Source organism: Peptoclostridium acidaminophilum DSM 3953, from assembly GCF_000597865.1.
GTDB lineage: Bacteria > Bacillota > Clostridia > Peptostreptococcales > Peptostreptococcaceae > Peptoclostridium_A > Peptoclostridium_A acidaminophilum.
The window spans coordinates 117,789-132,279 of sequence record NZ_CP007453.1; the positions used below are offsets into that span (position 1 = coordinate 117,789).

14 protein-coding genes, 1 tRNA gene and 1 pseudogene are annotated in these 14,491 nt (G+C 36.3%); 11 read left to right on the forward strand and 5 right to left on the reverse strand.

The genetic code is table 11. The features are described 5' to 3' along the window. Positions 1–5: 5 nt before the first annotated feature. A complete protein-coding gene (locus EAL2_RS11515; protein WP_025436538.1) occupies positions 6–845 on the reverse strand; it encodes an MBL fold metallo-hydrolase in 840 nt (279 codons plus the stop codon). Positions 846–1,109: 264 nt separating this feature from the next. Between EAL2_RS11515 and EAL2_RS11520 the strand changes: the two genes are divergently transcribed. From EAL2_RS11520 to EAL2_RS15850, 3 genes are all read left to right on the forward strand, one after another. Beyond that, positions 1,110–1,185, forward strand: a tRNA-Ala gene (locus EAL2_RS11520). Between the two features lie 376 nt (positions 1,186–1,561). After that, a complete protein-coding gene (locus EAL2_RS15655) occupies positions 1,562–1,732 on the forward strand; it encodes a hypothetical protein (protein WP_207641154.1) in 171 nt (56 codons plus the stop codon). A gap of 138 nt (positions 1,733–1,870) precedes the next feature. Next, complete coding sequence (locus EAL2_RS15850) at positions 1,871–1,993, forward strand: hypothetical protein (protein ID WP_278246867.1); 123 nt, start codon at positions 1,871–1,873, stop codon at positions 1,991–1,993. 34 nt (positions 1,994–2,027) lie between these two features. Here EAL2_RS15850 and EAL2_RS15855 read toward each other — a convergent pair whose 3' ends face one another. From EAL2_RS15855 to EAL2_RS11530, 3 genes and pseudogenes are all read right to left on the reverse strand, one after another. Next, a complete protein-coding gene (locus EAL2_RS15855; RefSeq protein WP_278246869.1) occupies positions 2,028–2,528 on the reverse strand; it encodes a recombinase family protein in 501 nt (166 codons plus the stop codon). After that, positions 2,505–2,909: pseudogene (locus EAL2_RS15860) on the reverse strand (recombinase family protein); the annotation flags it as partial. The gene EAL2_RS15855 and the pseudogene EAL2_RS15860, both read right to left, overlap by 24 nt. 245 nt (positions 2,910–3,154) lie before the next feature. Further along, a protein-coding gene (locus tag EAL2_RS11530; protein WP_096325256.1) for an IS3 family transposase occupies positions 3,155–4,299 on the reverse strand; the annotation gives its coding sequence in 2 pieces (ribosomal slippage) (positions 3,155–4,026 and positions 4,026–4,299; 1,146 coding nt in all). Positions 4,300–4,931: 632 nt separating this feature from the next. Between EAL2_RS11530 and EAL2_RS11540 the strand changes: the two genes are divergently transcribed. The 5 genes from EAL2_RS11540 to EAL2_RS11555 are packed head-to-tail and all read left to right on the forward strand — an operon-like array spanning position 4,932 to position 9,193. Then, complete coding sequence (locus EAL2_RS11540) at positions 4,932–6,158, forward strand: HlyD family secretion protein (protein WP_025436539.1); 1,227 nt, start codon at positions 4,932–4,934, stop codon at positions 6,156–6,158. 22 nt (positions 6,159–6,180) lie between these two features. Beyond that, entirely contained in the window at positions 6,181–6,417 is a 237-nt protein-coding gene (locus tag EAL2_RS15865) for an ATP-binding cassette domain-containing protein (RefSeq protein ID WP_051489241.1), read from the forward strand. Between the two features lie 35 nt (positions 6,418–6,452). After that, positions 6,453–7,112: an ABC transporter ATP-binding protein gene (locus EAL2_RS11545; protein WP_278246868.1), complete on the forward strand. Its 660-nt coding sequence runs from the start codon at positions 6,453–6,455 to the stop codon at positions 7,110–7,112. Beyond that, on the forward strand, positions 7,099–8,064 hold the full coding sequence (locus EAL2_RS11550) for an ABC transporter ATP-binding protein (protein WP_242842527.1): 966 nt from the start codon (positions 7,099–7,101) through the stop codon (positions 8,062–8,064). The genes EAL2_RS11545 and EAL2_RS11550 overlap by 14 nt, the downstream gene beginning before the upstream one ends. Further along, positions 8,030–9,193 carry an ABC transporter permease gene (locus tag EAL2_RS11555; RefSeq protein WP_242842528.1) on the forward strand — a complete coding sequence of 388 codons (1,164 nt, stop codon included), beginning with the start codon at positions 8,030–8,032 and terminating at the stop codon, positions 9,191–9,193. Before EAL2_RS11550 ends, EAL2_RS11555 begins: the two co-directional genes overlap by 35 nt. A 217-nt stretch (positions 9,194–9,410) precedes the next feature. Here EAL2_RS11555 and EAL2_RS11560 read toward each other — a convergent pair whose 3' ends face one another. Next, complete coding sequence (locus EAL2_RS11560; RefSeq protein WP_242842529.1) at positions 9,411–10,088, reverse strand: Crp/Fnr family transcriptional regulator; 678 nt, start codon at positions 10,086–10,088, stop codon at positions 9,411–9,413. Between the two features lie 286 nt (positions 10,089–10,374). Between EAL2_RS11560 and EAL2_RS11565 the strand changes: the two genes are divergently transcribed. The 3 genes from EAL2_RS11565 to EAL2_RS14920 all read left to right on the forward strand — a co-directional run bounded on the left by EAL2_RS11565 (position 10,375) and on the right by EAL2_RS14920 (position 14,180). Next, a complete protein-coding gene (locus tag EAL2_RS11565) occupies positions 10,375–10,968 on the forward strand; it encodes a DUF6448 family protein (protein ID WP_051489246.1) in 594 nt (197 codons plus the stop codon). 637 nt (positions 10,969–11,605) lie between these two features. Next, on the forward strand, positions 11,606–12,745 hold the full coding sequence (locus tag EAL2_RS11570; RefSeq protein ID WP_025436544.1) for an HNH endonuclease: 1,140 nt from the start codon (positions 11,606–11,608) through the stop codon (positions 12,743–12,745). Next, positions 12,735–14,180, forward strand: coding sequence for a nucleotidyltransferase (locus tag EAL2_RS14920; RefSeq protein ID WP_025436545.1), 1,446 nt, complete (start codon positions 12,735–12,737; stop codon positions 14,178–14,180). The genes EAL2_RS11570 and EAL2_RS14920 overlap by 11 nt, the downstream gene beginning before the upstream one ends. Positions 14,181–14,491 lie beyond the last annotated feature (311 nt).

Sequence of the window (14,491 nt, forward strand, 5' to 3'; positions counted from 1 at the left end):
GTTCCCTATTTATATTCCAGAATCAGACCGACTCCGACCTCTTTGACATCTACAAATTTGGACAGTTCGATTTTCGAATAAAGGTCTGTGCAGTGACCCGCGTAGACATCACCGGCAACATTGCTGGCAAGGAATTCACATGTTGAAGCTAGAAGCGCTGCTGGAGGATTTAGCAAGTGAAAGCCCCCTATCACGCAGGCTATTCTGTCGTCAGAGCATACCTTTTTCGCGTATTCGATTATGTTGCAAATGCCAGAGTGTGAGCAGCCTGTTATAATAACGAGACCTTTTGAAGATTTGTACGCGAGCGCCGTGTCGTCCAGGCAGAAGTCGTCAGTAGTAATTCCACTGCAGCACTGCTTTCCAAAAGGAGTCATGATTTCAAAGTCGTTTGTACGCTCCACTTCGCCAAGGAAAACGAGATTTTCTGTGATATTAACAGGTTCTCTGCTGAGAGTCACATTGAAATATCTTTTCAAAGCGTCTGCGGAGACTATAGAGCCGATTTCCTCTCCGTTTAAATACTGCTTGAAGCAGAATGCCTCTGGATGGGCTATGATCGTAGGAACCTTGCTTGCTTTGCGCTCAACGGCCGCCTCTGTAAAGTTGCTTATGAGATGGCCAAGCCCCCAGGTGTGGTCGTTGTGGCCGTGGGAGATTGCCACGTAATCAGTGCTGGCGATGTCGATTCCCATCTTGGCTGCATTCTCCAGGAAAAGTCCCGAATAGCCTGTATCAAACAAGATGTTTGTTTTGCCATCCTCTATGAAGTACGAAACACCGGGTTCTCCTTTGAAATAGCGGTCTATGTACGTGTTGTTGTCAACTAGAACAGTAAGCTTCATATGGCACCCTCCTCTTGAGATTGCATAATATATAACTATAAAAAAAGGTTTTATTGTAATCGCGTATATATATTAATTCTATACTCAAGAGACTTTACTATCAAGAAGAATTTGGACGGGGTATGGGTATAAGCATCATATAGTGGACATTGGAAAAGCATGAAAGAATTTGCAAAGACCGCTTGATTTTTTGGATTTTTTAGTGGATGACAAGATAAGTTTTTTTTGTTATAATGATTAAGTAGATTTGAACGACATAATCCCGGGGAATTAGCTCAGCTGGGAGAGCGCATGGCTGGCAGCCATGAGGTCAGGGGTTCGAGCCCCCTATTCTCCACCAAATAGGTACACCAATTTTGATACAATGCAAAGCCCTTGAAATCAAGGGCTTTTGTTGTTTTTGTAATTAAATAAGACTTTAAGTAGGTCTAAATATTGCAAATGCACACCTTTCTGCTAAAAAGTATGCACACCCCTGGTGCATTTTTCGCGAGGGGTGTGCACTTTTTAGCGGAAATATTTACGGAATTTTTATGGTTTTTCAGGAAATATAGATAAGTAGGCTAAAATGAAAAAGACAAAACTACCGAGCATAATGGAGAATGATCGGTTCAATGTTCAATATTATTCTTATTTAGCTGAATTTACTTGCTAATGATGTGGTTTAGAGCGAATATGCTACTACCAAGACGATTAGTAGAAAGGGGATCGTTTCTATGAAACCACGAAATGTAATCATTATTCCTGCATCAAAACCAGAGCAACCGGACCATCGCTTAGGAACACCAGGTAAAATTCACGTTGTTGGGTATGCCCGTGTAATTAAGGGTACAGGTGCTGGTGTTCAGATAAGAAAAAATATAAGGAGACTCATCGCAGATCGGTAAGACTGGGAACTGACCTTTGTGACCACGGATCACTGTAAAACTAAGGATCAGAAATCTACCTGGCGTTCATTTCTTAGCATTTGTCATGGCATTAGATGTAGACACATAGATATTCTGATTGTCCATTCTGCAAATGATTTGAAAAGCGCTTTAGCCATTGCTAGGGATCTGCTTCCGTTTTGTAAGAGCAACGGCGTCACAGAGTATGTGGCTCATAACGACAAGCTGCTTACTGAAAGTGAGTTTATGCGGGATATATAGATAAGTAGGCAAAATAAGCTTAATCAGAGTTACATCAACGCTTTTTCATGCTGTAATGGGTGCTCTTGCGTTTGACTCCGTCGTTATCAATCTGAATATTACTTCTTCGAAGTTTCTCTGCTTGAACCCGTTCAAATATTTCCTCAGATATTATTGGCGGGTGGTTATTGGTTGCCAGATATTTATTTTTCTCGTCCTTGTTAATCAGACGTTCATTATCAGGATATCCCTTTGAGTATGTTTTACCCAGCAGAACGTTACCAATATATTTTTCGTTGCTAAGCAGTGTTTCAATGCTTCTTTTACTCCAAGCATCTTTTCCGGTAGGAGATTTTATTTCCAGTCTTTTAAGCTCACGGATGATAGCAATAGTGCTGAAACCATCTAAATACAGCTCAAAGATTCTACGGACAGTTTGAGCATCTTTTTCTAGAATGATAAGATTACCATCTTGATCTTCCTGATATCCAAAACACTTTCTGCTATATAACTTAGAGGTACCATTCTTAAAACCGTTATAGAGGTTCCATTTAATATTGCTGCTTCTTGATTCGCTTTCAGCCTGAGCAACAGCTTGAATAATAGAAACCATGAAGTCTTTAGTTGTATCGCTAGTATTGATATCCTCGATTTCAAAATATACATCCACCAATAATGCTCGTAATTTATTCAGTACATCAAGTGTTTCGGCTGTATTCCTGCCAAAGCGGCTTATTGATTTAGTAATAATCATATCGATTTTGTGGTTGCGGCAGTCTTCCAGCATTCTTTGAAACTCAGGACGTCCAGATGCATTTTTACCCGACTGAACATCTGCATAGATGTCTACAAGTTCCCAGTTGATACGATTGTCAACCATAGTTTTATAATAAGAGATCTGATTTGAAAGGCTTTTGACTTGATCTTCATGTGGCGTGCTGACTCTGCATTATACAGCCACCTTTATTTTTTTAAAGAGCATATGGGTTTGTACTTGAGTAACTTTCCGGTTTGTACTCATAAGACCGCCTCCGATTCTTTGCAAGCCTAGCCTAAATATCCTTATCTTGAATATATTATAGAACTGTTTCATGATATGTGTAAATGTTGATTTATAATGTGCACGCTTGTCAAGACACGAAATTCGATTTTCTAAGATAAGTCTCCTTTCGTGATAAAATATTAGGCTGCAAGTGGCTGATGTCCGTAATACACATCAGCTGGTGTGCGGTAGTTGTAACTCTGATGCCCTCTTTTGTAATTGTATGTTTCTATGTATTCTTTTGTGAGTGATTTAACTTCATGAACAGTTTCAGGGCACAGCAAATACAAGCGTTCCCACTTATATGAACGGAAAAATCTTTCAATTGCTATGTTGTCAGTTGCTCGGCCTTTGCCGTCCATGCTGATTTTAGTCATTTTTAGATGCTTAATACAATCAATGTAAGCTTGTGATGTGAATTGGCTGCCTTGATCACTGTTAATAATTTCGGGCATGCCGTGCTCCTTTACAGCGCTTTCTACTGCGCGTATGACCATATCTGTTTGCAAAGTGTTGCTAATGGTATAACCTACGATAAATCTTGAATACCAGTCGATTATGGCTGTTAGATATACAAATCCTGTCGGGGTTCCTATATAAGTGATATCAATAGACCAGACTTGATTTGGACGATTAATGTCAAGATGTCTTAAGAGATATGGGTATGTCTTGGATTGTTTTGCACGCTTACTCAAATTAGGGCCAGGATAGAAGCAGGTAATGTCCATTTCCTGCATGTATCGCTTAACCAAGCGTCTGCCCACATGGTTGAATCCGAGTTTGCATAGCTCATTGCGTATCCTTCTAACACCGTATGAAGGTTCGTCAAAGTGAATTCTATCAATGGCATTTTTTATGGTAATCTCATCCTTCGATGGGCTTATTTCAACAGGCTTGTGATATGCACTGGATCGTGGCAAATCAATCAATTCACATTGATGTTTGACTGTTAGATCTGAATCAGTCCATTCAATCAGCGACCTTTTTTCTTCATTTGTGAGATTTGCACCTGTTTTTTTTTAAGCCAGTCTACATCCAGTGTGAGTTCACCAATTTTCTTTATAAGATGCTCCTTTTCATCTTCATGTTCGCGCTGAATCTTTTCAATGTTTTCGTTCTTCTTATCAAATACGGCGGACATGTTGGATAAAAACTCTGCTTTCCAGCGACTAATTAATTGTTGTGATACATCATATTTTTTAGCGATTTCAGCCAATGTGCTTTCTTCGCGAAGGAGTTCAAGCACTATTGCGGCTTTCTCCTCAGGGGTCCAGTTTCTTCTCATTCTGCTCATGTTCTTATTTTATCTTATTTTTTAGAATATGTGTCCAATGCTATGTGTACATTTTACTTTTGTTGTTTTTTGGATTAATTAAGGCTTGAAAAAGGTCTGAATATTGCCAATGCACACCCCGGGTGCATTTTTAGCAAGGGGTGTGCACTTTTTAGCGGAAATATTTACGGAATTTTCGTGATTTTTTAGGAAATAAGATAAGTAGGCTAAATCTATAAAGGCAAAACTGCCGATTACACCTGTGCTTATCCATTCTGCAGATAATTTTCAGGAATGATTGTAGTATACCTTAAATGAAAAAGTAAGTTCCGTTTGTATGTCTAAACGGAATTTAGTCCTGCAATTAAAAGAGGACTTTGAAAAACAGAATTTAGTTTTTCAATTTACGTATTATTATACGTCAATATTTAAAAATAAAAAGTTACGATAGTGACTTATAAATGAATTTAATGTTTTTAATATATAAATCAACCTGCATTTTGTATAAGTAAACAATGAGATATTTATAGTGGGAAGTAAATATAAATACATAAAAGTTACCCCGGTAACGACTTTATCTGTTGGTTTATAATATATTAGAAATATAATTCAATCAATAAAAACAATATAATGGGAGGAAAAGTATGAAAAATATTCTAAATCATTTTAAAGGAAAAAATAAAATGATAATAATTTCGTTTATTATTATGTTTGTTTTATTTTCGGTATTTATTTTTAATAGTTTTCAAAAGGATGATTCTGCGATTGTATATACACGAAATGGAAAATATATTGAATCTTCTGGAATGGTTGAGAGCAATTCGGTGGAGATAAGTAGTGAAGTTTCAGGTACGGTGATTGAAATTATGGTAGCGGAAGGAGATAAAGTCAATAAAGGTGATGTAATTGCAAAAATTAACAATACAAATCTAATAAATCAATATGAACAAGCAGTAACAAACATAAAAGTAGCAGAAAAAAGCATAGAACTTATTGAAAGTAATATAAATAATTTAGTGCTACAAAATGCTGATGCAGTCCAACAAGCTAAAAATGCTTACTTGGCTGTTTCAGCTGAATATGAAAAAGTCATGGATGGTACGAGCCTTGATGAAATCAAACAAGCAGAAGAATCAGTAAATCAAGCTAAAACAAACGTTGATTACATCAAAACAAATTTGGATAGAAACAAGGCTCTATTGGAATACGGAGCTATATCGCAAAGTGTATATGATGAAACATTAAAAAGTTATAATGTTGCAGTAGCTCAACATAATTCAACCATTTCAAAATTGAATTTATTAAAATCATATCCGACAGAAGCAAGTGTGAATGCAGCTAAAAATAAAATGCTCCAGGCAAAATCAGGTTATGAACTTGCAATTTCGAATGGAAATACTCAGATTAATAGGCTTGAGGGCGAGCTTGAAATAGCACAGACACAATTAGAACAATACAATAATATTTTGGAGCAATCTAAAGTTGAACTTGAAAAACTAACAATTAAGGCGCCTATTAATGGCACAGTAAACTCCTTGATCTTCAAAGAAGGAGAATATATTTCAATGGGGAAAACCTTAACAGAAATATCAGATGATGAAAATGTAGAGATTAAGGCTTACGTTTCAGAAGCAAATATAGGCAATATTAAGGTAGGGCAAAGTACAGAAATATATGTAGATTCAAATAAAAATAAAATATTTGAAGGGAAAGTCATAAAAATTAACAATAAAGCAGAATTCACTCCTAAAAATATACAGACAAAAGAAGAAAGAGTGAATACTGTTTTTGAAGTAAAAATAAAGGTTATCAGCTCTGAAGGAATTATAAAGTCAGGTATGCCCGTAGATATAAAAATCAAAATAGAATAATTACAAATTTGAGGAGGTAAAAATGGAAATTGGAATTCAAACACATTCTCTTATTAAAAAATTTGGAAATATAACTGCAGTAAATAAGCTGGATATTACAGTGAAAAAAAATACAATATTCGGATTGGTAGGACCCGATGGTGCAGGTAAAACAACGACTATGAGAATGTTATGCTCACTAGTTGTTCCAGATAGTGGTACTGCTGAAATTGGAGGATTGAACATTGCTTTAAAGAGCGATGAAATAAAAAAAACATAGGATATATGCCACAGCAATTCAGTCTATATGGCGATTTGACTGTAATTGAGAATCTCGAGTTTTATTCAGAAGTTTATCAGATTCCAGAAAAAATAAGTAGGGATAAAATCAAGAACCTATTGGAGTTTAGTAATTTAACAAATCATTCATACAAGCTTGCTGATCAGCTATCAGGCGGAATGAAACAAAAACTTGCACTTGCATGCAACCTAATCCATACACCTAAATATTTGTTCCTTGATGAACCTACCATCGGGGTCGATCCAGTTGCAAGGAGGGAATTGTGGAAGATACTTTTTGATTTGAGAAATCAGGGAGTAACTATATTTGTGAGTACCCCATACATGGATGAAGCCGAAAGGTGCGATGAGATAGGTTTGATGGATAAGGGGAAAATAATCATTAATAATAAACCAGAGAACATTATAAAAGAATTTAATAAGCATATTCTATGCATTTATTCATATGACAACCACAGTATAAAAGACATGCTTCAGGGCTTGGAGTTTATAGAGGACGCATATTTGCTTGGAGATGAACTGCATATTGTTACAGAAGATCTAAATATTTCACAAAGAAAGCTGGATGAAATCTTAACTCATGGCGGAATAAAAATAAATTCTATGATTGAAATCGAACCTTCTCTTGAAGATGTTTTTGTAAATATTGTGAAGAGCAGTAATGAGCGGAGATGATTATATGGAAAACGCTATAGAAATTAGAAATCTAACTAAGACATTCGATCAATTTGTTGCTGTTGATAATATAAGTTTCGACGTAAAAAAAGGTGAAGTTTTTGGTTTTTTGGGACCAAATGGTTCTGGAAAAACAACTGTGATTAGAATGATTTTAGGATTACTTAGTCCTACTTCTGGTGTAGGTAAGGTACTCGGATATGACGTTTCTAGAGACAATGAAAAATTGAGAAATAAAATAGGATATATGTCGCAAAAATTCAGCCTTTATGAAGAACTGACTGTCGATGAAAATCTTGATTTTTATGCTGGTGTTTATTGCATCCCCCCAGAAAAAATAAAAGAAAAGAAAAAAGAAATATTGGAAATGGCTGATTTAGTTGGTAAAGAGGATTTAATAGTTTCAAACCTTTCGGGGGGATGGAAGCAGCGTCTTGCCTTAGGATGTTCAATTATTCATGATCCCGAGATTTTACTTTTAGATGAACCGACTGGAGGGGTTGATCCAATAGCAAGAAGGCATTTCTGGGATATAATATATAATCTATCAAAAAAAGGAGTTACCGTATTAGTAACTACTCATTACATGGATGAGGCCGAACATTGTAACTCAATAGGTTTTTTATATTATGGAAATATTTTGTATCTTGATACTCCCCAAAATATGAAAGAGGAAGTAATAGAAGGAGACATAATAGAAATTAAAGCTAACAATATACTGAAATCTATCGAATTGTTAAAGAAGAATGATAAAGTTAGTGATGCATCTGTTTATGGGGCAGGGATACATGCTATGGTTCAGCCAAACATAAACTTAAATGAATTAAAATATTATTTAATAGAGAACAATGTTGAGGTTTACAGTTTAAAAAAAGTTAAATCTTCATTAGAAGATGTATTTGTTTTTCTTGTTGAAAATGAAAAAAGAAAGCAAAATAAAAAATTGGAGTGATTATATGGATTTTAATATAAAAAGAATATTGGCAATTATTAAAAAGGAATTTTCTCAAATCAAAAGAGATAAAAGAACTATTGCAATTATTATAATGCTGCCAATCATGGAATTGCTGTTGTTTGGATATGCTGCATCTACCAGCGTTGATCATATTCCTACTGTAGTACTTAATAATGATATAGGAAGCGAAAGTAGGGCGTTATTAGATAATCTTTCTAATTCTCAATATTTTGATTTAGATTATCATGTTACAAGTATGGAAGACGTAAAAAAATATATAGATTATGGTTATGCTAAAGCAGGATTCGTTATTCCGCCGGATTTTTCAGAAGATATAGAGAAAGAGAAAACAGCGCAAATCCAATTAATAGTGGATGGAACAGACCCGACAACAGCACAAACAATATTGTCAAGTGCCGGAGGAGTATTCCAGTCTATGTCTGTTGAAATAATTCAAGAAACAGTAGGTACTGCTATGTCTCAACCTTTAGATTTAATGAGCAGAGTATGGTACAATCCAGATATGAGCAGCATCAACTTTAATATACCGGGTCTGATAGGCGTAATATTGCAAACAGTTACCCTCATGCTTACTTCTTTTTCAATTGTCAGAGAAAGAGAAAGAGGCACGATGGAACAGCTTCTAGTGACACCAATAACTAATATGGAACTTATGATTGGTAAAATTATTCCTTATGTAATCATTGGTTTTGTAGATATTGTATTAGCACTTGCACTAAGCGTGTTTTGGTTTCGTGTGCCGATTGCAGGGAGTATAATCTTATTATTGATTTTTTCAACAGTATTTTTATTTGGAGCTCTTGGCGTAGGTCTTATCATATCTATAATATCCAAGAGCCAGCTTCAGGCAATGCAATTGTCTATGTTCATGATAATGCCAAATTTATTGCTATCAGGATATATGTTTCCAAGAGAAGCTATGCCGAATGCAATATATGGACTTAGCACAGTTCTTCCATTAACATATTTTATAAAGGTGCTAAGAGGAATAATTCTAAAAGGAAATGGATTTATCGAATTGTATAAAGAGTTTGTTATATTAGTTGCGTTTGGAATGGCATTCCTTTTCATAGCAACAATAAAATTCAAAAAGAAAATTGATTGATTTTATAATATATAAAAAATATTAATAGCGTCTGTCAATAATTATGTGTATGATGCCTAAAAAAAGATATATAATTTTATTGGTTAGTTGCCGGGAAAGCTTTTAAATATAAGCTTTCTCGGTTTTCTATTACTTAAATTAAATATTTTGCAATTCTATAAAAAAACCATAATGCCAATATTTGGTGATTTGTGCAAGTTCATGTTTGTATAAAATGCTATCTGATGATGTTTAAATCAAGTATAGTTATGGAATGTGAATCAAATTCGATTAGTCCGTCAGTTCTCATTTTGTTTAGTTCGCGAGAAAGTGAGGTGCGCTGTATGCCCAGCCTCTCTGCCAGATCCTTTTTGCTCGTACCAAGCATTATATGGGCTTTTTTTTGTATCAGATATTCGTATCTGAGAAAGTCGATTACTGAGTTTCTTATTGATTTTTGGGATATGGTTTTAATTTTATTAGTAAGTATAATAGTTTTATCTGAAATACATGACAAAAATTCATGTAAAAAATTTTCATTCAACTGGCAGAGACTGAGCACAAGCTCTTTTTTTATTTGGAGTATTGTTGCATCAGTTTTTGAAATGACTGTCATAGGATAAAAGGGATTTCTTGAAAAAAGTAGATTGCCACCCATACTGTCGCTCGGATGAAAATCAACTATTGTCAGTGCATTGCCATTTTCGTCTATTCTTTGGATTATAATCTTGCCGATAAGTATTACATCAAGCGATTGGCATTTCTCACTTTCGAAATAAATTATGCTGTTTTTGGGATGTCGAGATATTGAATATTTACCGCATTCAAACAGTGAAGCGAGATCTTCACGGGAAAAACTTGCAAACAGCCTTGTAGCTTGTATCAAAGGTATTAGTTTCTTCATTTCCATACCCATTTTAATCATCCTCCAAAAAAACTATCCAAATTAGTTACTGCAGTAACTGTAAGTTACTATGAATTATTGTATTATAAAGTCAAGAAAACATGAAGAAGGAATTACGGTGATAAAAAGTACAAATTCAGCACAGTTAACGAGAAGATAGTAGAGAGTATAATTGACAACAAAAATATACATCTCAATCGCAGTGTATTCGTAAAGGGAGATTTGAAGTAAATCAGAATATTTAGGCCTGCATGATGGTATATATAAAATAAGTGTACAATAAATTAGGGGGTGCGTCATGGATATATTACAAGTTATGGGAGTATTTATAATAACTTTAACTATCATTCTGTTTATGCCTGTTAAGGCAAATGCTCATTGTGATACGATGGATGGGCCTACAGCAATTGACGGAAGGAAGGCGCTAGAAACAAACAATATAAATTATGCATTGAAGTGGATTACATCAGACTATGAAGACGAATTGCGAAGAATATTTGAGAAATGTGTAAAAGTCAGAGCGCTTAGTCCTGAAGCTCAGGAGCTTGCTGACATGTATTTTCTTGAGAACTTGGTTAGAATCCATAGGGCAGGGGAAGGGGCGCCATTTGAAGGATTAAAACCATCAGGAACACCAATCGATAAAAAAGTAGCTGCAGCAGACAAAAGTGTAGAAATTGGTAATCTATCTCCGCTAGAAGGATTAGTATCTCCAGAAGAAATGCACGAGTTAAAAGGAAGATTCGAAAAGGTCATGTCTCTTAAGAATTTTGATGTGAATGATGTTGAGGCAGGAAGAAAATATATAGAAGCCTATGTAAGTTTCTTTAAAACTGCAGAAGGGGAAGAGCACGAGCATGGGTCTAGACACAGCCATGGACATGGGCATTAAATTATAGTGCGGACTATAAATAAGCAGTTGCCGATAATCTAACAGCAATCTATGATTGCTTTGTAGGTCAGATACCACACAATCCAAATCTTTGATTTGCTCCATGGACCCACAATAGGTACACCAATTTTGATACAATGCAAAGCCCTTGATTTCAAGGGCTTTTTGTTGTTTTTGTAATTAAATAAGACTTCAAGTAGGTCTAAATATTGCAAATGCACACCTTTCTGCTAAAAAGTATGCACACCCCTGGTGCATTTTTCGCAAGGGGTGTGCACTTTTTAGCGGAAATAAATGATATGATATAATAGATATATGGCCATGAACAAGGTAGCTGCTTAGAGGGAATATATCAAGGTCATCTTTTAATTTTGACTATATCATTTAATTATTCACTTTCTTAAGTGCGGTACGATAAAAAAGGTTGAGGAACTGGCAAGCATCCTGCAAGTCTGCTTCGATAGTGGAGCGAAGAAAGTGCTGATACCAATAACGTCAGCGCCCGAACTCGGCTCAGTTCCAGCAGACCTTATAGGGGCGTTCAGTCAAATATTTCACTCAACTTCGCAGTAAGCTGTATTTAAGGCTTTGGGAGTGGAGTAAGGATTTAACTTGTTAATGGCAAGGAGGAACTAATATGGCATCTGTTCGAAATATAAAAGCTGAAGTTGAAAGACTACTTTGGGGCATTGCGGCGGGACGCTGCGAGTTTGAGGGTTGCAACAAAGTTCTTTATCAACATGAGGTTACTGGGGATACTGAAAACTATGCTCAAAAAGCACACATTTATGCAGTTAGTCCTGGCGGTGCGAGATTTTGTCCCGATAGTGAAGACTTTAAAAATAGCGTAAAAAATTTAATGCTGGTTTGTCCTCAATGCCATATAACCATCGATAGGAATGAGCAAAAATACACGCCAGAACTTCTATTTGAAATGAAACGTAGACACGAGGAACGTATATTCAAGCTAACGAGTATCGGTGCAGAATTGCACAGCCATATGGTTTACTATACCGCCAATATCGCAGGAACAAATATGGCAGTAAATGACGGGGATGCAAGAAACGCTTTAGCCTTGTTTGGACGATACCCCTCGGACATTTCACCTATTGAATTAGGACAAAGAGGAAATTTTGTTGAGGATAACGAAGAGGACTTTTTTATAAGTAACTCAAAGAATCTTTATCGTGCAGTAAAGGCAAGGATTCTTGATGTTGTTTCCGAAGGTGAAAGCATAGCACTGTTTCCGTTGGCCCCACAGCCATTGCTGATGTACCTTGGACGATTGCTTAATGATAAATACAATGTAGCAGTATTCCAATGTCATCGGCGTGAACAGGACAAATGGCGATGGAATGACACTGATGAGCAGGTTCGGTTTCGCTCAATATTACCAGATGATGCTTCAGCCTCTTCTAAAATAGCACTTGTATTCTCGTTAAGCAGCACAATTTCCTTCAATAGGATAAAATCAGTATTAGGGAATGATGTGTTGATATATTCTGTCACTATAGATTTACCTAACAGAACTTTTGTTACTAACTCAGCTGTCATGGATGAATTCGTTACAAAATCTCGCGAGGTTATGGAGGTTATTAAGCAAAGGCACGGAAAAGACACGGACATACATGTTTTCCCAGCAATGCCCGCCTCATTGGCCGTTCGCTTTGGTATGGACTATATGAGTAAAACTGATAGCAAACTTGTAATTTATGACGAGCAACCAGAAAAAGGATTCGTCTATGCTTTAACAGTTGGAGGTAACAATGAACGATAAACAACTAAATGACTTGTTCTTACGCATTGCCGAAGAACTCGATATTTCAGATACACTTTTTGAAAGAGCAGAGACAAGTTATCAGGCGCTTGGTGAATACATCAACAATAACTGCGATTGTTCTGTGAATCTGTACACACAAGGGTCTTTTAGACTTGGTACGGTTATTCGTCCACTGAGCGACGAGGATGAATATGATTTAGACCTTGCTTCCGAAGTGACGAACCAATCTATTATCACGCCTAAGAACCTTAAAAATATGATAGGTGATATTCTGCGCGATTCTAAGCGTTACTCGTCAAAGTTAGAAGAGAAAAAGCGTTGTTGGCGTATTGAATACTCAGATGAGGCTCAATTCCATATGGATATTACGCCGGCTATCCCTGACAAGACAGCGACAGACTCCATCCTTGTCACAAATAAAAAGGACGATGCTTCATATTCGTTTATCGTCAGCAATCCGAAGGGGTATTCTGACTGGTTCGAAAAACGCAAAGCTACTACTGAGATAATTCGGAAAGCGGCATTATTTGAAGCTGCTGGGGTTGAACCTGTCAAAACAAAAAACAATAAGGTCAAGTTGCCGTTGCAGCGAGCTATCCAGATTCTAAAGCGACATCGAGATAAAATGTTTGAATTCAATCCCGAAAATAAACCCATATCTATTATCATAACAACGCTCGCAGCAAAGGCTTACAACGGCGAGATGGGTGTTTATGATGCCGTGAAGATAATCCTTGAAACTATGTCTACATTTATTAGTGCAGAAGGTGGATATTACTACATACCGAATCCAAGCAATCCGCAAGAAAATTTTGCGGATAAATGGAATAGCGAGCCTGTGAAAGCAGAGATGTTTTTTGACTGGCTAGAAAGGGCGAAAAAAGATATTGTTATAGTTACTCCGACAATTCTTGATGATTACACCGTTCTTGAAGAATCACTCGGTGAAACTGTAATAGGCAGAGCTGTTTCAAAAACAACTTCAATTACCCACGATTCAAATCTCCCGGCTATTGAATACAATAGCCCAGTTATAAAAAATGCCCTAAGTGTGCCACACAGGCAAAAGCCCCCTTTCCAATTGCCCAAATATAAGGTTCTTGGTATTAAAGCAATGGTTACTATAAATGGCAACTCATATGCTTATAAAAATAATGGAACGCCAATACCCAAAAACAGTGGAATTGACTTTAGCCTAATTGTGTCGCCCAAACGGTTGAAAGGTGGATATACTGTAAAATGGCAGGTTGTCAATACCGGTGATGAAGCACAGTTTGCTGATAGCCTACGCGGAGGATTCGAAACAGAAATCAACTCAACTAAGCGACATGAAGACACCCAATATCGAGGAACTCATTATGTTCAAGCGTTCCTTTTGAAACGCGGCAAATGCATAGCGATGTCAACAGAGTTCATAGTGAATATTCAGTAAAAAATGAGAAGTACTGATTTATTTTCGTAGCATGCTCGTCCAACAAAATGGAACATATCCCAATTGACTACTCAACCTAAAATGTGGATATATTTCCACGTACATATAAAATATATAAACCGGCATGGACATATTCCTGTGAACGGACAAATAGAAAAATATAGTCTAGACATCAAAATGAACGGCTTGTTCCACGTTGAGACGGTGGTATTGATGTCATGCAAAGATAAATAATTGGCCTGAAAAGGCTTTAAAACAGAGGTTTCCAGACTTTCGGAAATAATCACCGGATGATGGAAACCTTTCTTTTT